Annotated in this window: 19 protein-coding genes; 7 read left to right on the top strand and 12 right to left on the bottom strand. The window is 72.4% G+C overall.

The window, feature by feature from the left end:
- Window position 1 precedes the first annotated feature (1 nt).
- Together Q0Z83_RS30360 and Q0Z83_RS30355 are read right to left on the bottom strand one after the other, a co-directional pair.
- Window positions 2–331, bottom strand: coding sequence for a hypothetical protein (locus Q0Z83_RS30360; protein ID WP_317786655.1), 330 nt, complete (start codon window positions 329–331; stop codon window positions 2–4).
- Window positions 321–749, bottom strand: a complete 429-nt coding sequence (locus Q0Z83_RS30355) for a YbaB/EbfC family nucleoid-associated protein (protein ID WP_317786654.1) — start codon at window positions 747–749, stop codon at window positions 321–323. Before Q0Z83_RS30355 ends, Q0Z83_RS30360 begins: the two co-directional genes overlap by 11 nt.
- A gap of 132 nt (window positions 750–881) precedes the next feature.
- Here Q0Z83_RS30355 and Q0Z83_RS30350 point away from each other — a divergent pair, with 132 nt between their 5' ends.
- The 4 genes from Q0Z83_RS30350 to Q0Z83_RS30335 all read left to right on the top strand — a co-directional run bounded on the left by Q0Z83_RS30350 (window position 882) and on the right by Q0Z83_RS30335 (window position 4651).
- Window positions 882–2132, top strand: a complete 1251-nt coding sequence (locus tag Q0Z83_RS30350; RefSeq protein ID WP_317786653.1) for an SUKH-3 domain-containing protein — start codon at window positions 882–884, stop codon at window positions 2130–2132.
- Entirely contained in the window at window positions 2129–3376 is a 1248-nt protein-coding gene (locus Q0Z83_RS30345) for an SUKH-3 domain-containing protein (RefSeq protein ID WP_317786652.1), read from the top strand. The genes Q0Z83_RS30350 and Q0Z83_RS30345 overlap by 4 nt, the downstream gene beginning before the upstream one ends.
- Before the next feature lie 49 nt (window positions 3377–3425).
- The gene (locus Q0Z83_RS30340; protein ID WP_317786651.1) at window positions 3426–3938 is read left to right on the top strand and encodes a hypothetical protein; all 513 of its coding nucleotides are present in this window, start codon (window positions 3426–3428) and stop codon (window positions 3936–3938) included.
- Between the two features lie 68 nt (window positions 3939–4006).
- Window positions 4007–4651 carry a hypothetical protein gene (locus tag Q0Z83_RS30335; protein ID WP_317786650.1) on the top strand — a complete coding sequence of 215 codons (645 nt, stop codon included), beginning with the start codon at window positions 4007–4009 and terminating at the stop codon, window positions 4649–4651.
- A 6-nt stretch (window positions 4652–4657) separates the two neighbouring features.
- Here the strand turns inward: Q0Z83_RS30335 and Q0Z83_RS30330 are convergent, their stop codons facing one another.
- Both Q0Z83_RS30330 and Q0Z83_RS30325 read right to left on the bottom strand, forming a co-directional pair.
- On the bottom strand, window positions 4658–6832 hold the full coding sequence (locus tag Q0Z83_RS30330; RefSeq protein ID WP_317786649.1) for a hybrid sensor histidine kinase/response regulator: 2175 nt from the start codon (window positions 6830–6832) through the stop codon (window positions 4658–4660).
- On the bottom strand, window positions 6829–8067 hold the full coding sequence (locus Q0Z83_RS30325) for a lipopolysaccharide biosynthesis protein (RefSeq protein WP_317786648.1): 1239 nt from the start codon (window positions 8065–8067) through the stop codon (window positions 6829–6831). The genes Q0Z83_RS30330 and Q0Z83_RS30325 overlap by 4 nt, the downstream gene beginning before the upstream one ends.
- A gap of 115 nt (window positions 8068–8182) precedes the next feature.
- Here Q0Z83_RS30325 and Q0Z83_RS30320 point away from each other — a divergent pair, with 115 nt between their 5' ends.
- Window positions 8183–9748, top strand: coding sequence for a nucleoside/nucleotide kinase family protein (locus tag Q0Z83_RS30320; RefSeq protein WP_317786647.1), 1566 nt, complete (start codon window positions 8183–8185; stop codon window positions 9746–9748).
- On the opposite strand, the gene Q0Z83_RS30315 is transcribed toward Q0Z83_RS30320, so the two are convergent.
- The 8 genes from Q0Z83_RS30315 to Q0Z83_RS30280 form a co-directional block, all read right to left on the bottom strand.
- Complete coding sequence (locus tag Q0Z83_RS30315; RefSeq protein ID WP_317797160.1) at window positions 9730–10413, bottom strand: response regulator transcription factor; 684 nt, start codon at window positions 10411–10413, stop codon at window positions 9730–9732. The genes Q0Z83_RS30320 and Q0Z83_RS30315 overlap by 19 nt on opposite strands.
- Before the next feature lie 89 nt (window positions 10414–10502).
- Window positions 10503–11021 (bottom strand): hypothetical protein, encoded by a 519-nt coding sequence (locus Q0Z83_RS30310; protein ID WP_317786646.1) that lies wholly within the window; start codon window positions 11019–11021, stop codon window positions 10503–10505.
- Between the two features lie 34 nt (window positions 11022–11055).
- Complete coding sequence (locus tag Q0Z83_RS30305; protein WP_317786645.1) at window positions 11056–12219, bottom strand: glycosyltransferase family 4 protein; 1164 nt, start codon at window positions 12217–12219, stop codon at window positions 11056–11058.
- Entirely contained in the window at window positions 12216–13073 is an 858-nt protein-coding gene (locus Q0Z83_RS30300) for a glycosyltransferase family 2 protein (protein ID WP_317786644.1), read from the bottom strand. Before Q0Z83_RS30300 ends, Q0Z83_RS30305 begins: the two co-directional genes overlap by 4 nt.
- 96 nt (window positions 13074–13169) lie before the next feature.
- Entirely contained in the window at window positions 13170–16403 is a 3234-nt protein-coding gene (locus Q0Z83_RS30295; RefSeq protein WP_317786643.1) for a Neogenin, read from the bottom strand.
- Window positions 16404–16456: 53 nt separating this feature from the next.
- The gene (locus Q0Z83_RS30290; protein WP_317786642.1) at window positions 16457–17278 is read right to left on the bottom strand and encodes a sensor histidine kinase; all 822 of its coding nucleotides are present in this window, start codon (window positions 17276–17278) and stop codon (window positions 16457–16459) included.
- Window positions 17279–17322: 44 nt separating this feature from the next.
- Window positions 17323–19203: an ATP-binding protein gene (locus Q0Z83_RS30285; protein WP_317786641.1), complete on the bottom strand. Its 1881-nt coding sequence runs from the start codon at window positions 19201–19203 to the stop codon at window positions 17323–17325.
- A gap of 225 nt (window positions 19204–19428) precedes the next feature.
- Window positions 19429–19959, bottom strand: coding sequence for a hypothetical protein (locus Q0Z83_RS30280; protein ID WP_317786640.1), 531 nt, complete (start codon window positions 19957–19959; stop codon window positions 19429–19431).
- Between the two features lie 169 nt (window positions 19960–20128).
- Here Q0Z83_RS30280 and Q0Z83_RS30275 point away from each other — a divergent pair, with 169 nt between their 5' ends.
- Window positions 20129–24130: a hypothetical protein gene (locus Q0Z83_RS30275; RefSeq protein ID WP_317786639.1), complete on the top strand. Its 4002-nt coding sequence runs from the start codon at window positions 20129–20131 to the stop codon at window positions 24128–24130.
- Window positions 24127–25137, top strand: coding sequence for a metallophosphoesterase family protein (locus Q0Z83_RS30270; protein WP_317786638.1), 1011 nt, complete (start codon window positions 24127–24129; stop codon window positions 25135–25137). The genes Q0Z83_RS30275 and Q0Z83_RS30270 overlap by 4 nt, the downstream gene beginning before the upstream one ends.
- The last annotated feature ends 2 nt before the right edge of the window (window positions 25138–25139 follow it).

Here is a 25139-nt window from a genome sequence, read left to right as displayed (position 1 = left end):
GTCAGGCCCGGTAGGACTTGGTGACGGTGGCCGAGGCGCGTGAGTCGGCGGACTCGTTGTCGGTGACGGTCTGCACCGCGGCCTCGCCGATGCCCTCGACGTAACCGGAGACCTTGCCGAACGCCTCGACGAACTTCTGCACCATCGGCCCGTAGTCCTTCTGGAACGCGGCGCCGATGTCGTCCCGGCCCCATGGCTGGTCGGCGCTGACCGCGGCGATCTCGGCGACCGAACCGTTGCTCATGCCGACCAGCTGCGCGCCCGCCGCCGAGAGGTCACGGCCGCTCGCGGTGGCCTTGGGCGCGTCGAGATAGAGCTGCTCACCGGCCATCGTCGTCGCCCGCCTCGCGCATGATCCGGTCCTGACGGGCCAGCAGGTTGCCGAAATTGCCGTCACGCATGAAACCGGCCGCGGCCGAGCCGGACGGCAGGAACTCGCCGACCATCTCCTGCACCCGGTCGCCGGTCCGGGCGACGGCCCGCTCGACGGTACGCAGAATCGTGCGCGCCAGCTCGTCGGGATCACCCTGGCGGTAGATGTCGCGGCTGAGTCGCAGGTCGATCAGCTGGCCGCGGGCGCCGACGGTGGCCCGGACCGAGCCGTCCGCCGACTCCTCGGTGACGGCCAGTGTGGACAGCCGCTCCTGGATGTCGTCCAGGCCCAGACGCAGGCGCTGATACTGCGACACGACGTCGTCGAACCTGGCGCGCAGGGCGTGGTTCACGTCCCGATCGGCCTGTCTGCTCACGGCTGTCTCCCCGAGGACTCGCGAATTGACTGCAAGAACCTACCAGCCGCGACCCGGTCCGGGGCCGCCGCCGAGTGACCGGCCCCGATAGCTCTAAGCTCGCAGTCCGGGGACCGAAGGGGGCGGGCCAGGATGATCACACGGGCCGAGGCGGAGCACATCGCCGACGGCTGGGCGCATCGCCAGTCGATCCGGCGGGGCTATCCGTGCACGCCGTTCGTCGAGGAGTTGGCCCTCGGCTGGGCCGTGTCGATGGTGCTGCCACCTGATGCGCGCCCGGAGCCGGGCGCCGACGTGACCACCGTCATCGACCGGGCGACCGGCCGCCTCTCGCACTGGCCACCGTCCCTCGGCGCCGACCTGGACCAGCACTACACCGAGCGCCGGGAGGCCGCGGTCGGCGCGCACCAGACCGCCGACCCGATCGCCGAGCTGCGCCGCGAGTCGCACCGCCGGGTCAGCCCGTCGGTGGCCGCGCACCTGACGCTCGGCGGCCGGCTCTTCCGGGCCCGCGGCGCCAAGGGCGACCAGGAGCTGCGTCACCATCCGATCGTCGCCGCCCGGCTGGCCGTGATCCCGCCGGGGCGGATGGTCCGGGGCGCCGCCCGGCACGCCGAGCTGCTGGTCGTGTCGGACGTGCTCGTCGCGGCCGACCGCACACGGGCCGCCGACGGCATCGCCCCGCTGACCGACGATGAGGCCCGCGCCCTGCTGCGGCACGGCCGACTCGAGACGTTCCACATCCGGGAGAGCGGCGACCGGATCGGTGGCCAGGCCGCGACGTTCTGTGTGACCTGCGCCGACGTGCTCTTCGACCTGACCGTGATCACCGACGCCGAGCGGGCCCACCCGCGGCCGCGGGTGCTGACCTCGGGGACCGATCCGCAGCCCGGCCGTTTCCCGGAGGAGGTGGCCTGGCAGCTGTCCGCCGGGGACTGGGGCGCCGAGCCGGAGTGGCGTGAGCGGCGCGGTGCCGGGTTGGTCGAGCGGATCGAGAAGTCTCCCGGGCGTGAGCACACCCTGACCCGGTTCCCGGTGGTGGAGGCCGCGTTGCGCGAGTTCTCCGACGTGGCACCCGGCCGCAACGGGCCCGGTGTGGCGCAGTGGGTCAGATGGTTCCACCTCGGCGGCGGCAACCTGTTGCACCTGGCCGACCCGCTGCACGAGCTCGGCTCGATCGTCGGCGCCCGGATGTTCCCGATCGGCCGCGAGGGCTTCGACGAGGCGGTGCTCGCCATCGACGAGCACGGCCGGGTGTTCGCCCTGGACCAGGGCGGTGAGTGGTTCATCGCCGACACCCTCGACCGGGCGATCGTCGCGCTGGCCACCGGCCTGCCGGCGGCCCGGATCCGTGACGACGGCACCTGGCAGGAGACATCATGATCACTCGTGCGGAGGCCGACGCGGTCGCGGCGGCGTGGGCCCGGTCCGAGTCGCTGGCCCAGGGCCGTGAGCACCAGGCGACGGTGGAGGAGTTCGATCTCGGCTTCGCGGTGAAGACCGCGGCGGTCCGGCGGCTGTTCTCGCCGTCCGAGGTCGGCGCCGGGTGGCGGATCGTCGACCGGGCGACCGGCCGGGTGTCGAACTGGCCGAACTGGCCGGTCGAGACGCTGCGGGAGGTCTACCGGGAGCAGCGGGGCGACATCGTCGATCCGCCGAAGACCGCCGACCCGGAGGTCCAGCTGCGCCGGGAGATCCACCGCCGACCCGCCCCGGGCATCGCGGCGCACGCCACCGTGCAGGGCCGGGTGTACATCGCCCGCGGTGCCAAGGGCGACCAGAAACTCAACCATCATCCGCTGGTGCTGGAGCGGCTGGCCGAGCAGACCCCGCAGGAGAAGATCCGCGGGTGCGAGCGGCACGCCGAGATGCTGGTCTGCTCGGACGCGCTGCACGACGTGGACCGGCGGCGTGGCCTGGACGGTCTGCCGCCGCTCACCCTGGACGAGGCCCGGCAGGTGCTCGGCGAGTCGCTGTTCGAGACGTTCCAGATCCTCGAACCGGGCGCGGAGCACGCCGGCGAGCCGAACACCCCATGCCCGACCTGCTCGTACGTGCTGACCCAGCTCGCGCTCCTGCCCTGGGGGTCGACGGCGGCCCTCTACGTGGACGTCGCACCGGAACGGCCCAACCCGGACCCGGCCAGGTTCTCCGACGTGACCGCCTCGGAGCTGCTCAACGGCCGGTGGAAACCGGAGACGCCGTACCAGGTCCGTTACCGGATGGCCGAGGTGATGGCCGGCGACACGGTGAAGGCCAAGGGCCAGGAGCACCGGCACGAGTCGTTCCCCGCCGTGTTCGAGGCGTTCGGCCTCACCGGCAAGCTGCTCGTCAAGCGCCGGGCGCCGGGTGTGGAGCAGCGGGTCCAGCTCTTCGAGATCTGGTCGATGCCGGTCCGGCACACCGCCGACGTGCTGTACGAGTTCGGCCGGGTGATCGGGGCCCGGCTGTTCCCGCTGGGTCGGGTCAACTTCGAGTCGGTGCTGGCCATCGACGAGCACGGCCGGGTCTTCCACCTGGACCAGGCCGGTGAGTGGTTCGTCGCGGACAGCTACGTCGAAGCCCTGGAGACGCTGATCCAGGGGCGGCGGACCCACCGGGTGCGCGACGACGGCACCTGGGGGTAGGGCCGGGCGGCCGATGGCCGCGGGGTCGGAGCCCGTCGATACTTTCCCGGTGGATCAACCTGCCGGTACGGCCGGAGCGAACCGCCGGATCGCGATGGCCCTGTTCGTCGCGGTCATCGCACTGCTGGTGCTGCCGTGCGTGCTGGTGGTGCGGCCGTGGCAGCGGTACGGCGTACCGCTGACCGTGATCGCCGTGGTGACCGGGGTCGGACTGGTCGGCCTGTTCTGTGCACTGCTCTACCGCAGCGCCGAGAACCGGCCGGACTGGAACCACGCCCGGGTCGCCACCGAGTTGACCGACCGCGGGACCGTCATCGTGACGATCACCTGCACCGACCTGATCCCGCGGGCCACGTTCCGGTCGTTGACGCAGGACCTCCGCACCGCCTTCGAACAGCCCGGCCACGACGGCATCGTGCTGACCGTCGAGCCGCTCGAGGGCCGCGAGCACGTGCTGCATCTGGAAACGACCCCACCCCGGCTGGAGGCGGCGATGCGGGTGCTGCGGGACGAGTTCGCGCGGCACGGCATCGCCCGGATCGGACCGTCCACGAGTCAGTGAGGGCGTCGGCAACCGGGTGCGACCGGTCGGGCAACCGATTCGCAACCGGTGGATGGCATCGTCGCAGCGTGACCGGAGCCCGTACCCCCGTATCCCGCCTTGCCAAAGCCGGCCTGGCGGCGGCCACCGTGGTGCTCGGCACCGGCCTGGCGCCGCTGCCGGCGAGCGCCGACGGGCCCGGTTACGGCGGCAACGCCGACGCGCTCACCGTGATCTGGGAGATCAACGCCCAGCGGCGTGGCCTGGCGGTGTACGCCGTCGGGTTCCGGGGCGGCTCGTCGGTGCGGGTCCGGATCGGTTCGGATGCCGAGCGGACCGTCGTCGCCGACCCGTACGGGGCGGTCGACCTCCTGTTCATCGCGAAGATCGCCAGCACCGGCAAGGTCAAGAGCACCTGGAAGCTGGCCAGTGCCACGACACCCCTCGGCGCCACCACCCTCGCTGACGGCGGCACGTCCGAGCTCACCGCGGCCACCGGCGCGAGCGTGCTGGTCAGCGGACACACCCCGGCGGGCGAGTTGCGAACGCTGGTCGGCGCGGTCCCGCCGGAGATGACCGAGAAGGGGGCGGCCGAGCTCATCCCGTGGGTGGTCGCGCTGGCCGGTTCCCTGATGGCCGGACTGTGGCTGCGCCGCCGGTACGGCTTCGCGTTCGCCGGCGACCCGCGCCGCCCGCCGGCCCGGCACCGCCATCTGGCCCGCCACCGGGCCTGACCGGTCTCACGGCTCCTTGAGGTACTCGGCCATCGCGACCGCAGCCGCCGCGGCCGCCCGGTCCACCTCGGCCACGGCGGCGGCCAGGACACCCGCGTCGACCGGGGAGCCGGCCAGCCGTTCGACCCGGGCGCAGGCGTCGGCCAGGGTCTGTGCGCCCAGCAGGGCGCTCGACGACTTCAGGGTGTGCGCCACGGCGGCCAGCCGGTCGTTTCCGCCGGTCTCCAGCGCGGTGGCCATCGACTGGCGGCGGCCGTCGAGTTCGCCCAGGAACATGTTGACGGTCATCGCCACCAGTTCCCGACCCTCCAGTTGTTCCTCGAGCTCACGGAGCTGGGTGCGGGACAGGACGTCGCCCGATGCCGGCGGGGCGGCCGGTTCCGGTTGCTCGGGTTCGGCCGGGGCGGTCAGGTACGGCTCCAGCGCCCGGCGTAGCTCCGGCAGGGTGACCGGCTTCGGGAGGTGGCTGTTCATGCCGGCGTCCAGGCAGCGGTCGTGGTCCTCGGTCAGGTTGGTCGCGGTCAGCGCGATGATCGGGATCCGGCTTCCGGCGGCCCGGATCGCCCGGGTGGCGGTCAGACCGTCCATGGCGGGCATGTGCATGTCCAGCAGTGCCAGGTCGTACTTCTCGTCGCCGAGCAGTGCCGTGACGGCGGCCGCACCGTCGGGGACGGTGTCGCACTCGACGCCCAGCACGCTGATCATCCGCTGCAGGACGGTCCGGTTCACCTCGTCGTCCTCGGCCAGCAGCACCCGCCCCGGCGGCAGCGGTTCCAGCGCCGGCCGGCTCCTGGCCGACGGCGAAGGCGACGGCGAAGACGAAGACGAAGGCGACGGCGACGGCGACGGCGAAGGCGAAGGCGACGGCGGCCCGGCCAGCTGCTGGCGTAGCGCGGAGGTGAGCCGGTCCAGGGGCACCGGGACGCTCAGGGTGACAGCCCGGCCTGCGGCCTGCTCCCGCGGACCGGCCGGGCCGATCGTGAGGATCGGATCGGGCCGGTCCTCGCAGCGGAGCACCAGGTCAGCCCCATGATCGTCGGCGTCGGCCGGGGTCGGCTCGGCGCCGGTCGCAGCGACCAGCCAGGTCAACGCCAGGGTGGCCCGGGGACTCGGCGCGGCGACGGCGACCCGGCCTCGGACCGGTTCGGCCCGGTCCGGACCATTCGGACCGGGCAGTGGGCGCATCGGCAGCCGGACGCTCCATCGGAACCGTTCACCGGACTCCACGCCTACGATTCCCGTCGCACCCCGGGAGGCGGCGGCACTCCGCATGGCGGCGGTGCGGCTCAGGGAAGTGGTTTCACCGACGACTCCGCCGCCGGCCGGCGTGGTGGTGCCGGTCATGGTGGCGGCCAGCCGGGAGGCCAGGGCCAGACCCGCCCGGTCGTCCGGGTCGAGGTCCGGTTGCGGGTCTCCTTCGGCGGAGACCTCGATGCGGTACGCCTCCACACCATCCGCCTCGGCGGTGACCACCACCTCGCCCCGGGCGATCCGCCGGATCGCGTGACCCACCGCCGAGGTGAGAACCCGGCGCAGCACACCGGCATCACCCTCGACCGCCGCGGGCAGACCCGGTGCCGGGGCGGTGAACAGGCGGATCCCCTTCGCCCGACAGTCGGCCCGGAACGATTCGGCGACATCCTCCAGCACCCGCCGCGGCACCACCGGCCCGGTCGGCGACGACGGCTGACCGGTCTCCCGGCGGGCGAGCTCGGCCAGGTCGTCGGCGAACGTCTGCAGGCCGCGGGCGGTTCGTTCGATGTCGTCGATGGTCTCCTGGGCGGCGTCCGGCAGGGCCTGGCCACGCAGGAGGTCGATGGCGGCGGCCACGGCGGCCGCCGGGGTTCGGATCTCCGGGCCGAGCAGCCCGAGCAACCGGTCCCGACCGTCGGCCGGGGCGGTCTCGATCGTGACCAGGCGACGCTGCGCTCCGCAGGTACTCTCCAGGGCGGTCACTCGCAGGGTGCCGGTGGCCGCCGGATCACAGCGGCACGGCCGGACCGTGTCCGATTCGGTGCTTGTCGTCCGTACCAGATCGGGCAGGTCCTGATGTCCTGGGCAGTCGGGATCGGTGGCGGTGACCGACCATCGGGCGTTGGCGACCAGGACCCGGCCGTCGTCGTCGGTGATCGCCGCCGGGTACGGCAGGGCGTCGGCCAGGCTGCGTGCGGCGAAACTCATGCTCTGACCCCTTGCAGAACCGGTGTGCGGCGTGTCCAGGCCCGGCCCTCGGCCACCGCGATCACCAAGAGCGTGGGCAGCAGTGCGGCGGCCGAGCACGCGGCGATCTGGGCGGCCGAACCGTGCCACAGCTGGATCAGGACGATCTCCAGAACGGCCCCGGCCCAGGGCACCAGTGTCATCCAGGAGTGGCGGGCGAGGGCGGCGTTCGTCAGGACGGTCACCAGGGAGGTGACCCCGGCAACCCCACTGAGCACCTGGACGAGCGTGGTCGCGCCGGAGTAGCCGTCGCCGTAGAGCACGGTCAGCACCAGCGCCGGGACCACCGCGACGACCGCCGCGCCGACCAGCGCCGGACCGGCCACCGCAGCGCACGCGGTGAGCAGGGTGCGGGCCCGGCCGGGCCGGTCGTACGCGGCGACCAGGCGTGGGAACACCGCCGCCATGATCGCGGCGGGCAGCGCCAGGACGGTCTTCGCGACGGTCGCGGCGGCGACGTACGCCCCGGATTCGGCGCCGGCCAGGTGGTGCCGGGCGAGCAGCAGATCGACCGTGGAGAACAGGAACAGGCCGGTCACCGCGACCGCGGCGCCGCCGACCGCGCCGAGCCGTAGCGTGGTCCCGGCGCCCGGTTCGCGGTCGCGGACCAGCACCCGGACCGCGGCGGCCAGCGCCGCGACCTCACTGAGCAGGGTCGCGGCGAGCGCCCCGGTGACACCGAAAGGCAGAGCAAGAGCAACACCGAGAATCAGTCGTACGGCTGTCGCGATCAGATACGTGCCGGCGACGGCGGTGATTCGCCGGGTACCGAGGAGGAGCCCGCGTGCGGTGGCGAGGAGGGCCGCGACCATGAGGTAGGGCCCCAACTGGGCGCTACCGGCCATCCCGTCGAGGTGGAACCAGTCGCTGAGCAGCGGCGCGCAGAGCAGGGTCAGCACACCGGCGGGCAGGCTCCACAGCGTCACCGCCCGCAGGGTGCCGATCGTGGTCGCCCGGCCCGCCCCGGACGCGGCCGCGTGCGCCGAAGCCGCCGTCTGCAGCGCGCCGAGCGGGATGCCCAGCATCACCATCGCGGCCAGCAGCGCGCCGAGCGCCCCGTAGGCGGCCGGTTCGAGGAGCCGGCCCACCAGGGCGTGGAAGGCCAGGTTGCCGGCGCTCTGCACGGCCACCGCGACGGCGATCGGTCCGGCGGCCCGGAGGAGCGCGCCACCGGCACGCCTGTGGTCGAACTGCACGTGATCCATATCGGCCGGCCGGTCCCTAAGCTGCTGATTCTCCGGAACGTTGCTCGCATCGGGAGGTGTTTGGCGTACTTATAGGGGTATGTCCGGGAAAATAGTTTCAGGTTCGGTGGACGGCCGGGTCGCGGTGCTCGACACCGTGGTGGCCGCCCTCAACACCACCGGAGAGGACTGGGCCTGGCAGGGAGCCGCCGGCGCCCCGGACCGCTGGGTGACCGACCACGGTCCCGCCGACCTGGACGTGTGGCACGCGGGTGGCCGGTCGGGTGCGGCCGACCCGGTGGCCGCGCTGGCCCGGGCGCATCCGTGCGCGGTGGTCGCCGACGCCTCGGATCCACGGCGGCTGCGGCACACCAGCGTCGCGGTGCTCACCGACGCCGGGCTCGCCGTCGTCGACTTCACCCACGGTGACCTGCGGGTCGGTCCGGTTCTGCTGGTCCCGGCGGCGGAGATCACCGTGGACCGGGTGAGTCACCGCCTGACCGGGGTGGCCGCCGTCGCCGATCTTCTGGTACGCCCGGTGCTGCGCGGCCGGATACCCGACGAGGAGCGCCTGGCCGAAGCCGTCGAAGCGTGGGCGAAGGCCGAACCGGCGCGGCGATCGTCGCTGGCCCGGCGGCTCACCGGGCAGCTCGGTGCGGCGGTCGCCGCGGATCTGATCGGCATCGCGGGCGGCGCCCGGCCCGATCCCGGCCTGCCCCGTCGTGCCCGTCTCCGGCTGGCGGCCCGCAGCCTCACCCCGGGCACCGTCGGGGCCACCTGGGCGCAGCGGCACAGCGTGGTGCCGGCCGGTCCGGCCACCGGACCGCTCGGCCTGCGAACCCGCGGTGTCGTCGTCGCGCTCGTGGGCACCGACGGTTCCGGTAAGTCCACGGTCGCCGCCATGCTCGGTGATCGTCTCCGCGGCCGGGGTTTCGCGACGTCCTCCGCCTACTTCGGGATGGCCCGCGGAAACCTGCCCGGGGTGGCCCTGGCCCGCCGCCTGTTGGGCGTCGGCCCCACCGTCCCCGACGCTCATCCCGGCGTCTCTCCCGACGATCTTCCCGACGCCGATTCCGACGATCTTCCCGGCGTCTCCTCCGGTGCTCTTTCCGGCGGGTCTCCCGGTGTTCTTCCGGGCGTCTCCGCCGGTGTTCTTCCGGGCGTCTCCGCCGGTGTTCTTCCGGGCGTCTCCTCCGGTGCTCCTTCTGGCGCGGACGACCCGGTGGCCGGGCTCGATCACCCCCGGTTGCGGCGGGTGGCGGCCTGGTACTACGCCGGCGAATACGGCTGGCGTTACCTGCGTGACGTCCTCCCGGCGCTGGTCCGCGGCCGGGTGGTGATCGCCGACCGCTGGGTCTACGACCTGCGCGAATCGCCCTGGCCGGGTTCACCCGCGGCCCGCTTCGCCGAACTGCTCGTGCCCGCGCCGGATCTGCTGGTGCTCCCCGACGCCCCGATCGACGTGATCCACAAGCGCAAGCCCGAACGCGGCCCGGCCGAACAGCGCGCCCAGCAGAACCGCTTCCACGACCTGCTCGCCGAACATCCGGCCCGGCACGCCGAGATCCTGGTCGACACCTCCGGCCCGGCCTCCGCCGGCGACGTGATGACGCTGGTCGCGGCCGTGATCGAAGCGGCCCACACCCCTCGGCGCCGCCGCCGACCCCCATCCGGTCAGGGTTCGAAGCGGTAGCCGACGCCTCGCAGGGTTCGGATGTGGCGCGGGGAGGACGCCGACTCGCCCAGCTTGCGGCGCAGGTTGCCGACGTGCACGTCGATGATGTGGTCGTCACCGAAGAAGTTGTCGCCCCAGACGTGTTCCAGCAGCTGAGGGCGGGTGAAGGTGCGGCGCGGCGCGGATGAGAGCAGGTCCAGCAGATCAAATTCGATCTTGGTCAGCTCGATCACCGTGCCGGCTCGGGCGACCTCCCGGACCTCCAGGTCGATGCGGAGTTCGCCGTACTCGCGGACGGCCTCGCGCCGGGCCTGGGCGGTGGCGCGGGGGCGCCGTCGCATCGCCTGGATGCGGGCGGCCAGTTCCCGCGGGGAGAACGGCTTGGTGACATAGTCGTCGGCGCCGACCGAGAGGCCGACCACCTTGTCCAGCTCGTCGGTGCGGCCGGTCACCATGATGATGTACGCGTCGGTGAACTGCCGGATCTGCCGGCAGACCTCGATGCCGTCGAAATCGGGCAGGCCGAGGTCGAGGATGGCGATCTCGGGACGCTGCTTCTGGGCCTGCGTGACAGCCTCCTGGCCGTCTCCGGCGGGCACTACCTCGAAGCCCTCCTTCTCCAGCAGATGACGGCAGATCATCATGAACTCGGGGGAGTCCTCGACGACGAGCGCGCGTGGCATGGTCACGGCACCTCCGATGGCGATGGAACGACGGGCAGATCTCTCATCGGCCGCGGGGCGGGCGATCAAAGGTTGTGCGGCGGTGATCCTCAGGCGCGTTCGCGGGCCTGGTGCAGGAGCTCGACGAAGCCGTACGCGTCGATCTCGGCGGCGCTCTCCACGTCCAGGACGGCGACCCAGCGGCCGGAGGTGACCGCGGCACCGGCCCGCACCGAGGTGTTGACGAACCGGGTCAGCGGCAGGCCGTTCACCTCGTCGGTGGCCAGCGCGGTGGCGTCCGCGACCCCCACCACCTCGAAGCTGATGCACTGCGCGTAGAGGGCCTCGGACAGCCGCTCGACGACGTTGCGGACCGCGGCCGCGGGCCCGTTCACCGGAAGGACCAGGGTGAGGTCGACACCGGTCTGGCCGAGCCCCGGGACGACGGTGGGAGCGGCCGGAACCGGGGCGGCGGTGGGAGCGGCCGGAACCGGGACGGCGGGCGCCAGGAAGGTGGCGGCGGGCACGGTCGCGGGCGGCCGGAACGCGACGGTGGTGGTGGCCACCGGCGCCGGGGCGCGGAAGGTGACGGCGGGCAGGACCGGGGCGATGAGCTGTGAGTTCGTCATGAATTGAGGATGCTGGCCGAACCTCAAGCGCGGCTCATCCCGATGTCAAGCGGTGGGCAAGCCCGCCGGTCAGACCTCGGTACGCCGCCGCGGCCCGGTCGGTGGCCTGCTCCCAGCCCATGTGGTCGCGTGCCGAGTCCCGTCCGGCGGCGGCGTATCGGTGCCAGGTCGCCTCGTCGGTGAGCAGGCTGATCAGGGCCCGGGCCAGTGCCGGCGGGTCGGCCGGCGGGACGGACAGCCCGTTCACCCCGGGGTCCAGCACGGAGCGGACACACGCGACGTCGGTGCCCACCACCGGCAGGCCCACCGCCATCGCCTCGACCAGCGCCATCGCGGGCGGCGAGGTGGTGTAGTCGAACTTGAACGGCCACGTCCCGACCTGCGCCGCCGCGAACTCGCCGAGCAGATCCGGAACGGGTTCGGTGACGACGTCGATCGCCTCGCCGGCCTCTCCGGCCCGGGCCAGGATGGCGGGCAGCTCGGGGCGAGGGATCAACAGCAGCCGCAGCCGTACGCCCGGCACCCGCTCGCGAACCGCCGGGAACGCGTCGAGCAGCGTGTCCAGCCCGCGTACCGTCTCGGCCCGCCCGGCGAACACGATCACCGGTGACGTCCGGTCGAACCGGGCCCGGCGCTCGTCGTCCGGGGCGCCGCACGCGTATCGCACGATCTCCGGACCGCCGGGCCGCCCGAGCCGTTCCTCGACCCGCGGATCGGGGGTGAGCACCGTGGTGACCCCGGCCCGGCGCAGCGCGGCGGCGGCCAGCGCGGGCGGCAGCACGGTGGTGACCGCGACCCGCGGCCGCAGCACGTTCGACGACCACATCTCGGCCGGGGTGCCCCGGCGCCAGGCGCGCGGGCCGGGCAGCGTGGGCCAGGCGTAGACGGTGAGTAGTTTCGGGTACGGCCGCAGCGCCGGATGCAGCGCGAGCAGCGGCCCGAGCGCACCGGCGTGCACATGCACCAGATCGGGGCGCATCCCGGCCAGCACACCGGCCAGTTCGGCCGCCCGGCCCAGTGGGAACGTCTCCAGGGCGCCGCCCAACTCGTGGGTGCTCGCGAAGATCCGGCCGCCGTCCACGACGTGTGTGGTGATCAGGTGGTGTTCGGCGGGCACCCGCTGGACGGTCTCGGTGACGGTACGCCCCATCGCCTCCCGCCCGGAGAACTCGGCGATGACATGCGCGACCCGGGTCACGCCGGCACCATCCGGGCGGCCGGACGGACCCGACGCAGCACGTGCCCGGCCGCCCCGAAACCGAACTCACTGATCTTCATGAACCACATGCCGGCGTAGAGCAGTGGGTGGGTGCGCAGGTAGCCGATGTTGCGCAGGTAGAGGGCGAACCGGTGCAGGATGTTGATCTGCCAGCGGAACGCCTCGGGGTGCTCCTGCGCGAAGACGTCGGCCGTTCCCACGTACCCCAGCTTCTTCTTCAGGGTCCGGGAGAGCCGCAACCCGCCCTCGTTGTGGAAGAGGAAGCCCCGGGTCCGGCCGACGCGATAGCCGGCCGCCCGGACCCGCAGGTCGAGATCCTTGTCCTCGGAGAAGACCATCCGCTCGTCGTGCCCGCCGAGCTTCTCGTAGATGTCGCGGCGCAGACAGCGCAGCGATTCGATCTGCTCGACGCCGTCGTAGCACTTCTTCTCCAGCCATTTGCACCGCGCCCAGAACGTGGTGCCGAACGACTCCTCCGGGATGACCAGGGCGTCGTAGTCGCCGTCCAGCAGGTCGGCGCACTCGCCGAGCAGGCTCGGCGTCACCGTCATGTCGGTGTCGAGGTGCAGCAGGATGTCGCCGGTGGCCTCGGCGGCGCCGCGTCTACGGCCCTGGGCCATCGACCGGTTCTCCTTCAGGTAACGCACGGCCAGGCCGCGGGCCTGATGTTCGGCCACCACCTCCGGCGTCTCGTCGGACGACCGGACGTCGTCGTTGACGACGATCTCGAAGTCACGGAAGTCGGACGCCTGGAAGGAGGCCAGGAACTCGCGGAGCAGCGCGGCGCTGTTGTACGCGGGCACGATGACCGAGAGCGTCGGAGGACGGGTCATGACCCAGTATGGCCACATTTCTCCGCCTCTGGAGGCAGGTATGACGACGGTGGGCCGGGGCTCCACGAGCCCCGGCCCACCGATGTGGTTCCTGCCCTAGCGGGTCAGGACCAACGACAGCGCCCAGAAGGTCAGCGTCGTCGCCTGGACCGGGGTGAGAACCGGCTTGGCGCCGTTCGTCATCGCGGTCACCTTGGCGATGTACGCGACGATCCGTCCCGCGTAGAGGTCGTTCTCCAGCTGCTGGAGGGTGACCGCCGAGGCTGAGGCCGCGTACTTGCGGGTCAGCGCGACCAGCCACGCGACGTTCAGCTTGACGCTGTAGGTGATCTGCGTCGGCGTGGCGGCGTTGCCGGCCTTGTCGACCGCACCCGTGCACTTCACGGTGTGCGTGCCGTTGTTCTCGGTGTGGCTGAGCACGGCGGCGGTGGCCACGCCCGACAGCGGGTCGGCGGTGGCGCAGGCGACCACCGGGTTGGCGTCCGGGCCGTAGACGGCGCCGTCGACGGCTCCGGTGACCGAGACGACGGGCGCGGTGCGGTCGACCTTGACCGTCACCGAGGCGCCGGCGGTGTTGTCCGCCTTGTCGACGGCGGTGCCGGTGACGACCTGGGATCCGTCGGCGTTGACGGTGGTGTCGGCCGGGCAGGTGGCGATGCCGGAGGTGCCGTCGGTGCAGGTGTACTTCACCGACGGGGCGGTGCGGTACCAGCCGGAGGCACCGACCGTACCGGTCAGCGTCGCGCTGATGGTGGGGGCGGTCCGGTCGATGTTCAGGGTGACCGTGGCCGTGGAGCTGTTGCCGGCCTTGTCGGTCGCCGTGCCGTTCACCACCTTGCCCAGGCCCTCGGTGTTCACCGTGGTGTCGGCCGGGCAGGTGGCGATGCCCGAGCCGGCGTCGATGCAGGTGAACCTGGCGGTGGGGGCGGTCCGGTACCAGCCGGCCGCGTTGGCCGCCGCGTCGACCGAGGAGGTGATCGCCGGGGCGGTCTGATCCAGGTTGACGGTCACCGAGGTGGTGGCGGTGTTGCCGGCCTTGTCGACGGCGGTGCCGGTGATCATGTGACCGGCGATGTCGGTGCCGACCTTGGTGTCGGCCGGGCAGACGTCGATGCCCGAGCCGGTGTCGGCGCAGGTGAACTCGACGGTCGGCGGGGTGCGGTGCCAGCCGGCCGGGTTGGCGGTGCCGGTCAGGGTCGCGGTGATCGTCGGGGCGGTCCGGTCGACGTTGACGGTGACCGAGGTACGTGCGGTGTTGCCGGCCCGGTCCACGGCCGCGCCGTCGACGACCTGGGTGCCGTCGGTGTCGACGGTGGTGTCGGTTGGGCAGGTGTCGATCGCGGAGCCGGTGTCGGTGCAGGTGAAGTGAACCGTGGGAGCGGTGCGGTACCAGCCGTTGTCGTTCGCGGCCTGGTCGACGGAGGAGGTGATGACCGGTTCGTTCCGGTCCAGGTTGACGGTGATCGACGTGCCGGCGGTGTTGCCGGCCCGGTCCACGGCGGTGCCGTGGACGACCTGGGTGCCGTCGGTGTCGATGGTGATGTCGGCCGGGCAGGTGTCGATGCCGGAGCCGGTGTCGGTGCAGGCGAAGTGAACCGTGGGGATGGTGCGGTGCCAGCCCGAGCCGTTGGCGGCGGTGGACAGTTCGGCGGTGATCTGCGGTGCGGTGCGGTCCACATTGACGGTGACCGACCGGCTCGCGCTGTTGCCGGCCTTGTCGACCGAGACGCCCTCGACGACCTGGCCCGCACCCTCCGTGGTCACCGTGGTGTCGGCGGTGCAGGAGGCCAGCCCGGAGGCGGGGTCGGCGCAGTTGAAGTGGACGGTGGGGACGTTGCGGTACCAGCCGGCGTCGTTCGCGGGCTGGTCGACCGAGCTGCTGATGACCGGGGCGGTCCCGTCGAAATCCAGGACCATGGTCTTGGTGCTGGTGTTGCCGGCCTTGTCCACCGCGATGCCGCTGACCTTCTGGCCGAGCCCTTCGACGCTGACCACGGTGTCGGCCGGGCAGGTGGCGATCCCGGATCCCGCGTCCGTGCAGGAGTAGTGGATCGTCGGAGGCGAGGTGTACCAGCCCGCGGCGTTCGGGGTGCCGAGCACCGTGGCGGTGATCTCCGGCGCGGTCACGTCGACGTTGACGGTCACCGTGGTGGTGGCCGTGTTGCCGGCGGCGTCCCGGGCGGTGCCGGTGAACCGCTGGGCCGCGCCGTCGGTGCCGGCGACCATCGGAGCCGGGCAGAAGGCGACCGTCCCGCTGTCGTCGTCGCAGGTGAACTCGATCGTCACCGGGCTACCGAACCAGTCGTCCACCGGCTGCCGGGACAGCGCGGCGGTGATCGTCGGGGGAGTCCGGTCCACGACCGGCGCGACGGTGGGTTCGGTGGTGGGCGCCGGGGTGGCCGGCACCTCGGTGACGGTGGCCGGGACGGCGCTGGTGACCGCGTTGCTGCCACCGTTCTCGTTGTACGCCTTCAGCTCGACGACCCAGCGTTTGTCGGCGGCCAGGGCGAGGGTGCTGGACCGGGCCGACGCGTCGACCTTGACCAGCTTCGTGACCTTCTCGGTGCCGTACCCGATCTGGTAGTAGGTGGGCACCGGCCCGCCGGTCGGAGCCTTCCACACCATCTCGACCGTGCCCGGCGCGTCGGCCCGGCGTTCCGCGACCACGTTCGTCGGTTCGGCCGGTCGGAAACGGTCCACCAGCGACCTGGTCGTGACGCATGCGCCGTATTCGTTGACGGTGGTCAGCGACAGTGTGTAGGCCCGCTCCGGGTCGGCTCCCGAGTAGCGGAACGACATGTCGGTGCCGGTCTGGTCGGCCAGCACCGCGCCGTCGATCATCCGGGTGAAGACCGCGCGATAGCCGGTCAGCGGGGTGTACCCGGTCCACGCCGGGAGCTTCCAGGTGGCGGTGGCCGTGGTACCGTCGTCGGCCCGGCCGGTGGACACACCCGTGACGGCGCTCGGGGTCAACGCGCGCAGCGAGTAGTAGCCGGTGTTCGCGATCACGCCGGCCGAGTCGACCGCGCCGACGCGGATCTTGTACGCCGTACACGGGTTCGGCGCGTCGATCGTGTATTCGGTGGTGGTGGCCGGCAGATCCAGCACGGTCTGGATGTCACCGGCGGTGATGTCGATCGCGTAGTGGTCGGCGTCGGGAACCGCCTTCCAGACGACGCGTAACTTGTACACGTCGTCGGCGGTTCGGTTCACCGCCAGTGTCTTGGGCGCCGTGAGAGCGGCTTGGGCGCTCGACGGGAGGGCGACCGTTGAGGTCACCACCCCGAGCGCCGCCGCGCCCACCGCGACCATTAGTCGCCTCAAGTCCATCAGGACCTCGTTCTTCTGTGGGGGGATCCGGGGGATACAGCGGCGGTGGAATCTCAGACCGGGGTGTGGTCGAGTTCGGGAACCACGGCCGGCTGCGGATCGCCGGCCCTCCGTGCCGGCGGCAGGGTGAACCAGATGCGGGCTCCGCCACGGAACGAGGGATCGGCGCCGATCGCGCCACCCATCCGTTGCACGATGCGGCGGCAGATGGGCAGACCCAGACCATTTCCCGGGTACGCCTCGGGATGCGCCCGGTGAAGTTCCTCGAAGATGGCCTCGTGCTGCCCGTCCTGGATTCCGATTCCGTGGTCGGTGATCTCGATCCGGACCATGTCGTCGAGCACCCGGGCCGAGACGTGCACCCGGGCCGCCTCGCCGAGCGGCACGTACTTGATGGCGTTGCCGATCAGGTTCTCCAGCAGCCGCCGCACCATGCCGTGGTCGCCGTGGACCGCGGGCAGGATGTCGTGGGTGATCGTGGGGGTCGGCCGGATCAGGCCGACGGCGTCCGCGGTCAGGTCGTCGACCAGCGTGGACAGGTCGATCGGGCCCAGCCGCAGCGGACTGTCGGCGGTCGCCGAGTAGGCCAGCACGTCGTCGATGAGCCGCCGCATCCGGTCGGCGCTGCGGTTGATCTCGGAGACGAACTCGTCGTACCCGGGCGGGCGGGGCAGTCCGAAGTCGAGGTGCTCCAGCAGCTGGGCGTAGCCGAGGATGCCGGCCAGTGGCGCCTTCAGGTCGTGGCTGACGTCGCGCGCGAAGGTCCGCAACTCCTCCACCGACCGGTTCAGCCCGTCCATCGTGGCCCGGAGGTCCGCGTTGCGGTCGCGCTCCAGCTCCAGCTCGGCGCGGAGACCGGCGATTTCGACGTTCACGGGTGCGGCGCTGTCGGACACCGTGGGCCTTTCCTGGGATGAGTTCATCGGGCCATCACCGGCGCCGGGTCGTCGTCGGTCTGGATCGGGGAGAGGGTCGGGCCGTCCGGGTCACCCGGTGGCGCGGTCGCCGCGGGATGCAGATAGGGCGCCAGCGCGGCCCGTAGTTCGGGCAGCGTGATCGGCTTGCTGAGCCGCCCGTTCATCCCGGCCGCCAGGCATCGGTCCCGGTCCGCGGGTGCGGTCGCGGTCAGAGCCAGGATGGGGGTACGGCACCCGGCCGCCCGGATCAGCCGGGTCGCCTCCAGGCCATCCGTGCGGGGCATCTGCACATCCATCAGCACCACGTCGTATTCGGGCCCGCCGAGCGCCGCCCGGGCCGCCGCCGCGCCGTCCACGACGGTGTCGCAGGTGACGCCCATCAGCTCGATCATGCGGCGGAAGACCGTACGGTTGACCTCGTTGTCCTCGGCCAGCAGCACCCGGCCGCCGGACAGCGGCGGCACCGTCACCGGTGCACCGCGGACGCCGGTCCGCTCCTGGTTCAGGGCGGCGACCAGCCGGTTGAGGATCAGCGGCGCGGTCAGCACACCGGGCCGGCGGACCACCCCGGTGCGCGGGTCGGTGGTGCTGATCATCAGGCCCTGACCGTCCGGGCCGACCGCCCGGCCGACGGTGTCCGCCCGGTAAGCCGCCTCCGGGTCGTGCGAGTCGTCGCACCACACCACCGTGTCGACGTCCGCCATCGGCCGGATCACCTCGTCGAACACGGCCGCCACCGGCTCCGCGCCGGCCCCGGCCAGCAGCCAGGACAGCGCCCGCGTGGACCGGGCGGTGGGCGCCACCACGGCGATCCGCCGGCGGATCAGCGGGCGCGGCTCGGGCTCGGCCGCGGCCGGGGCGACCTGCAGGGGCAGCCGGATCCGGAACATCGCCCCGGCGCCCGGCGACGACTCCACGTCGATGGTCCCGCCCATCCGGGCGACTAGCCGGGACGCCAGCGCCAGGCCGAGACCGGCGCCCTCATGCCGCCGGGCGCTCGACGAGTCGGCCTGGGTGAACGGCTGGAAGATCCGGGCCCGCTGCGGTTCGGTGATGCCGGGACCGGTGTCCGACACGGTCATCACCCAGGTGCCGTCACCGGGAGCCTCGGCCAGCACCACGACCTCACCCTCGGTGGTGAACTTGACCGCGTTGCCGACCACCGCGTCCAGCACCTGCCGCAGCCGCCGGGCGTCACCCATGAGCACCGGCGGGAGATCCGGGGCCGGGGCGGTCAACAGCAGGATGCCCTTGCTGCGGGACTCCCGCTGGAGCGGCTCGACCACGCCCTCCAGCAGTGCCCGTACGGTCACCGGCTCGTCGGTCAGACGCAGCCGGCCGGTCTCCAGCTTGCCCAGGTCGAGCAGGTTGTCGGTGAGTGTCTCCAGGGCCCGGGCGGAGAAGTAGACGTTGTCCACGATCTCCCGGACACCCTGTTCCAGCGACTGCGCGCGGAGCAGCTCGACCGCCGCCACCACCGTGGTCACCGGGGTGCGCGCCTCGTGGCTGAGCAGGGCGAGGAACTCGGCACGGGTGTCCTCGCCGGGTTCCTCGGCGATCTCGGTGACCAGGCACTGGCGTTCGCCGTCGCCGGTCGCCAGGGTGGCCACCTGCAGCACGCGTTCGCCCGCCTCGTCGCACCGGCACCGGATCCGTACCGGTGGGGCGGTCGGCGTCAGATGCCACACCGCCTCCAGCACCCCACGGTGCCCACCGCACGGTCCGGGCGCGGCGCTGAGGAAACCGCCCTCGGCCGGGTAGAGCTCGCCGTCGCGGCCGGGCGCGGACCATCGCCCGTTGGCGACGAGCACACGACCGTCGAGGTCCAGGATCGCCGCGGGTGCGGGGATCGCCTCGACGAGGGTGCGCGCTGCATATCCCATGCCAGACCTTTCGCGTGGGAGCGACCCGGGCGGGGGAGCCCGGAATTTCATGTTGTGCGGTCTCGGGAGCGGGGCGGGGTGGCCCTCGGTTGCCGATCGGTTTCAGACACCGCGGCGGCCCGGCCGAACCGGTTGTGTCGGTTCGACCGGGCCGGCGGGGGGCGTGGCGGCTGCGGTGGCCCGCCGGGGTGGCGACCGGGCCGGCGGGGGCGTTGCGGCGGAGGTTCAGGCGGCGTGGCGGCTGCGGTAGCCGGCCGGAGCGGCGACCGTGCCGGCGGCGGTGCGCCGGCCGCGGCGCAGCCAGAGGCCCAGCGGCAGGGCGGCCAGGGCGAGGGCGCCGAGGCCCCAGGGCAGCAGGTCGACCGGGCCGCGGGCGGCCGCGCGGGGCGGGATCGCCGAGATCAGGATGCGCGAGGTGCCGGAGACCGAGCGGCCCGCCAGGACGATGCTGGCGCCGGACATCCCGGCGGTCAGCAGATCCTGCGGGACGCTGACCTCGATCCGGCCGTTGTCGTCGCCGCGGGTCTGCTGGATCGGGCTGCTGCCGAGCCGGACCTCGACCAGATCGCGGGCCCGGTAGCCGACGCCGCTGACGACCAGGCGGTCGCCGCCCTCGGCCCAGTTGAGCACCAGCCGGTCGCTGCTCGCCGCGGCGCCGGCCGGCTTCGCGTCGAGAACCAGCGCCATGCCGCACACCGCCAGGAAGATCATCAGGGCGGTGACGGTACGGCGAGCGGCGGCGCTGGTGTTCGTCATGGGTAGGAGCTTGCTCGACCCCGACCGCCGAGGGAACGCCTACGAGGCAACCTTGCCTGCGTCCTGACCTGCTCTTGAGCTTGTTCCGGCGGGCTTGAGACTGCACCCGCTCAGCGAAGCCGGGAACGCGCCGAAGGGTAGTTCGAGGGCAGATGTCCGGAGGTTCGCCGTGGCGCTCGATCTTGCCCAGCCGGTGGTGCCGGACCGGGTGGTGTCCGCGCCGGATCCCGGCCGTCCGGTGCGCCGGGAGGCCGCCCGGCATCGGCGCCGTCGTCGTGACCTGCGGGCCCGGGCCGTCCGGCTGTGGCGTCCGGCGCTGCTCGCGGCGGTGGTCCTGTTCGCGTTGAGTGGACCGGCGCACGCGTTCGGCCGTACCACCGTGGTGTTCTGGATGGTGTTGATCGGCCTGGCGCTCGCCGCGGCGGCCGTGCCCCTCGGACTGCTCGCGCTCCGCGGCCGTGGCCGCCCGTTGGCCGATCTGCCGCGCCGCGCCGCGCTGGTCGCCGCACGTCCGTATCTGATCGTGTTGGGCCTGGACGTGCTGATCGTCAGCCGCTGGTTCCGGACCGGGACGTTCATCGCCGGCGGCGACATGGGCGCCTTCATCCGGCGCGGCTGGGAACCGGAGATGGCCTGGTCGTGGAACCACCAGATCACCGGGGCGGGTTCGGCCGCCTACACGATGGCGCGGGGTTTCGAGTTCGTGCTGATCCGGCTCTGCCGGCTGGTCGGGCTGACCGAATATTCCGCCCAGTGGCTGTACTACACGTGCATCTACGGGTTGGTCGGGTTCGGGGTGGCGTACCTGGCCGGGGCGTTCGTCCGCAGCCAGGCCGGGATCGTGGTGGCCGGCGCGTTCGGGATGCTCAACGGTTTCTTCCTGACCCGGCTGCCGAACCCGCTGAACGTCATCTCGGTGGGCTCGGTCGCGCTGATCACCGGCGTGGCGATGCGGGTCGCGTTGGGCCGCCGGGTGCCCGCGCCGATCGCCGGGTTCGCGCTGATGCCCACGTCGTTCCTGAGTTTCAACCCGCCGATGCTGGTGGTCGCGTACGCCTGGGCGGTGGCCGGCACCCCGCTGATGGCCGCCCTGCTGATCGGGCGCGGTGCGGCCTGGCGGCTGCTCAAGTGGTTCGTCGCGGCCACGCCCTGGGCGCTGTGCCTGAACGCGTGGTGGCTGCTCCCGCTGGCGCAGAGTTTCACCGGTGGCGGCGGGGCGACCGCGAACGCCACCTTCACCGACCCGACCAACTGGTCCTGGTCGCAGGTGAACAACATTCCGCCGAACATCCTGACCATGGTGGCGAACTGGGCCTGGTTCCTGCCCCAGTACCTGCCGTTCGCCACCGATCTGGACCGGCCGTGGTGGATCTGGATCCGCTACCTGTTGCCGGCGCTGGTCTTCATCGCCCCGCTGGTGGCGTCCCGCCGGCTGCGACGGGTCACGCTGGGCCTGCTGGTGGCGATCCTGGTGTTCGTGTTCCTGGCCAAGGGGCTGCGCCCGCCGCTCGCCAAGATCAACATGTTCCTGTACCTGCACGCCCCGGGCTTCTGGCTGTTCCGGGAACCGATGAGCAAACTCGGTCAGCTGCTCATCTCGTTCTTCGGGGTGATGCTGGCCGTCACGGTCGAGGGCCTGCTGCTGCGGCTGCGCCTGCTACCACGACCCCGGCGGCGGTACGGCCTGGTCGCGGCAGCCGTACCGGTGGTGTTGGCGCTGGCCTACCCGTACCCGCTCTACACCGGCGGGGTGATGCCGGACGAACGCCCGACCCAGCCCTCCATGCATGTCCGGGTGGCACAGGAGTGGTGGGACGTGGCCGAGCACATCGACGCCGACCCGCGCCCCGGCAAGGTGTTCGTGCTCCCTCTGGACGACTACTACCAGATGCCCACGACCTGGGGTTTCTTCGGCGCTGACAGCATCGCCAACCTGCTCGTCAAGCATCCCGTGGTGCAACCCAAACCGGACGGCTACTTCGGCGACGTGCCGGGGTTCGCGGCCGGTCTGCGGCTGATCGAGAGCGCCCTGCTGGCCGGCGACCTGGAGCCGGTACCACGACTGCTCCAGTCGATCGGCGCCAGCCGGGTGATCGTCCGGCACGACCTGGTCCGCGGTCTGCCCAACCGGTACTTCGCCGACGACCGGGTGCTGGCCGCCGCGATGGCCCGGGTGCCGGGCGCCACCCTGGAGGTCGACGGCCTGCTCCAGGTGTGGCGGCTCGGCGACGGGTCCAGCCAGACCGTGCGTACCTATGACCGGGTCCTGGACGCCCCGGCCCGACCGGACGCCGGAGCGGCGGTGCTCGGCACGGTCGGCGAGACCACCGCGATCCGGGCCCGCCCGGACACCACCGCCGCGGCCACCAGCCCGCAGGTCGACGACACCGCCGCGGTCACCCCGGACGTGGTGCACTGGCCGGTCCCGGCGGTCGACGAGGGCGCACCGTCGACGACCGTGGAGGTGGCCGCCGGCCGGTACACGGTGGCCCAGCGGGCCCGGGCCGCGCCCGCGCTGATCCCGCGCGTCGACGGCGACGAGCTGCTGCTGGAGGACCGGACGGTGGTGAAGATCGACGGCCGTACGGTGTCGCGCCGCCCGGCCGTCCGGGTGCCGCTGCCGGACGGCCGTCGGGTGCTGGCCGTCAAACCGGCGGGCACCCGCCGGGTGGTCTCCCTCGACGTCGAGAAACCGGCCCCGGTGCCGGTCGGCGCGGCCACCGAACTGACCCTGCTGGCCGCCGACCCGACCCCGGCCAGGGTGAGCGGATTCAGCCCGGTCTTCGACTGCAACAACTACGAGCCGCGGCCGTTCAAGGAGCTGGGCCTGTCGGCCGAGATGACCGACACCAAACACGGGCGGAAGGTCCGGCTGAGCGCCGCCGACCACGCCGGCTGCACCCGGATCATCGTCAGTGACGCCGCGCCCGGCCAGATCTACCGGGTCCGGCTGCAGTACCGGCACGTCTCCGGGCCACGCCCGCAGATCTGCCTGTGGCAGTCCGGCGCAGCCGGGTGCGAACTGTCCTCCCGGCCCGCGCTCAGCCGGGACTGGACGTCCTACGAGGGCGTGGTGACCATGGACGCCGGCGGCCTGTTGCAGATCATCCTGCACGCCGACGTGGGTCGCCGACTCGCCTCGCCGACCGTGGTCGAGTACCGGGACGTGCAGGTGCAGGCGCTGGAGGAGGTGGGCAGCCACGAGGTGTGGCCGCCGGCCGTGCCGGAGACGACAGTCGACCTGACCGCCGGGAAGCACCAGCTGCGGGTGGACGGCGGGCTGTCCGGCTCGATCCTGTCCGACTTCGAACCGCTGGAGGACTGTTACCGCTACGACGACCAGACCGCCGAGCAGGCCGGGCTGGCCGCCGAGTCGGCGGTCGGCGGAGACGGCGAGACCACCTACACCCTCAAGGCGGTCAGCCACCTGGCCTGCATCGGCGCGACCGCCGACGACTTCGGCGGCTCGGCGCTGTACGAATTGTCGATGGAGGCGCGCAGCGTGGCGCTGCGCAACCCCAAGTTCTGCCTCTACCTGCGCGGACCGGACCTGTGCCGGAAACTGCCGACGGTCGCGGTCTACAACGGGTGGACGCCGTACGAGGCGCTCATCCCGCCTGACCCGAACACCGTCGAGGCCCGCCTCTACCTGTACGGGCTGCGTGACCTGGAGGGCCGCCAGCAGTCGCAGGTGGAGTACAAGGGCGTCCGGATCCGCCCGGTCGCCTCCACCTCGGCGGTGGTCCTGATCCGGCAGGACGAGCCCGGCCCGGAGTCGGTGGTGGACTGGCAGCGGGAGAACCCGGCCCGGTTCTCCGGCACGGTCACCGGCGACGGCCCGGCGGTGCTGGCCCTGGCCGAGAGCGCGGCTCCCGGCTGGCGACTGACCGGCATCGACGGGGCGGAGAAGGTGACCCTGCAGGGCTGGATGAGCGGCTGGACGCTGCCGGCCGGCGGCGACTTCACCGTCCACTACACCCCGGCCACCCTGTCCCGGTACGCCTTCTACCTGCTGCCGGTCACGGTGGCGCTGTCGATCGGGTTCATGTACGCGGTCCGCCTGCCACCCGGCCGTCCGGGCGCCTGGACCATCCGTCACCGTCGCCGGTTCCGGTGGCGTCCCGATCTCCGGTGGCGTCCCGGTGTCCGGTGGCGGGTGTGGCGCCGATGATCGGGATCGTCGGGCGGCTGCTCGGCGGCCGGTCCCGGCGGCGGATGCGCTGGGCCCGTCGCCACCTGATCCTGTGGACCTCCGGCGCCCTGGCCGTCGCACTGGTCGCGGTGCTGTTGTGGCCGGCCGGGCGACGGTTCATCATCGCCCCGTCGGTGGTCACCGTGGTCGCCGTCGGGGACATGGCCTGCGACCCGGCCGACCCGGACCTGAAACCGGCCGGCGAGCCACCCGGCGACCGGTGCCGCCAGCAGTCGGTCTCCGATCTCGCGGTCGCGGTGGATCCGGACTACCTGCTGGCGCTGGGCGACGTCCAGTACGAGGTGCCGACCCGGGAGGCGTTCCGCACCGTCTACGGCCCGTCCTACGGCCGCCTGCGCAACCGCACCGTGCCGGTCTTCGGCAACCAGGAGTACAAGGTGCAGGACGCGTCGTCGTTCAAGACCTACTTCGGTGATCGGGTACGCGACCCGCGCGGCTTCTGGTCCGAGGAGATCGGTCAGTGGCACCTGGTGGTGCTCAACTCGAACTGTTCGGCGGTGTCCGGTGGCTGCGCGCGGGGCTCACCGCAGCAGACCTGGCTGGCCGCCGATCTGGCCGCCGCCGGGGACCGCTGTGTGATCGCCGCCTGGCACCATCCGCGCTGGTCCAGTGGTCTGGCCGGATCCGACGAGCGGACCGCCGACCTGTTCCGGACCCTCTACGACAACCAGGTGGAGCTGGTGCTGTCCGGCCACGACGCGCACTACGAGCGGTTCGCCCCGCTGAACCCGGAGGGGCGGACCGACGACAAGGGGGTGCGGCAGTTCGTCGTCGGCACCGGGGGACAGGCCCATTACCGGCCCGAGCTGCCGCCCGCGGCCGGGGCGGTGAAGGGCGAATACGTCGACTACGACCACCACGGGGTGCTGTCGCTGACTCTGCGGCCGACCTCCTACCAGTGGGGGTTCCGTCCGCTGGAGGCGTCCGAGACACTCACCGACGAAGGGTCGGCGAACTGCCTGTGAGC

The organism is Actinoplanes sichuanensis (assembly GCF_033097365.1).
Lineage (GTDB): Bacteria > Actinomycetota > Actinomycetes > Mycobacteriales > Micromonosporaceae > Actinoplanes > Actinoplanes sichuanensis.
The sequence above is the reverse complement of the archived record's forward strand: the minus strand, read 5'-3'. Positions and strand labels throughout refer to the sequence as shown.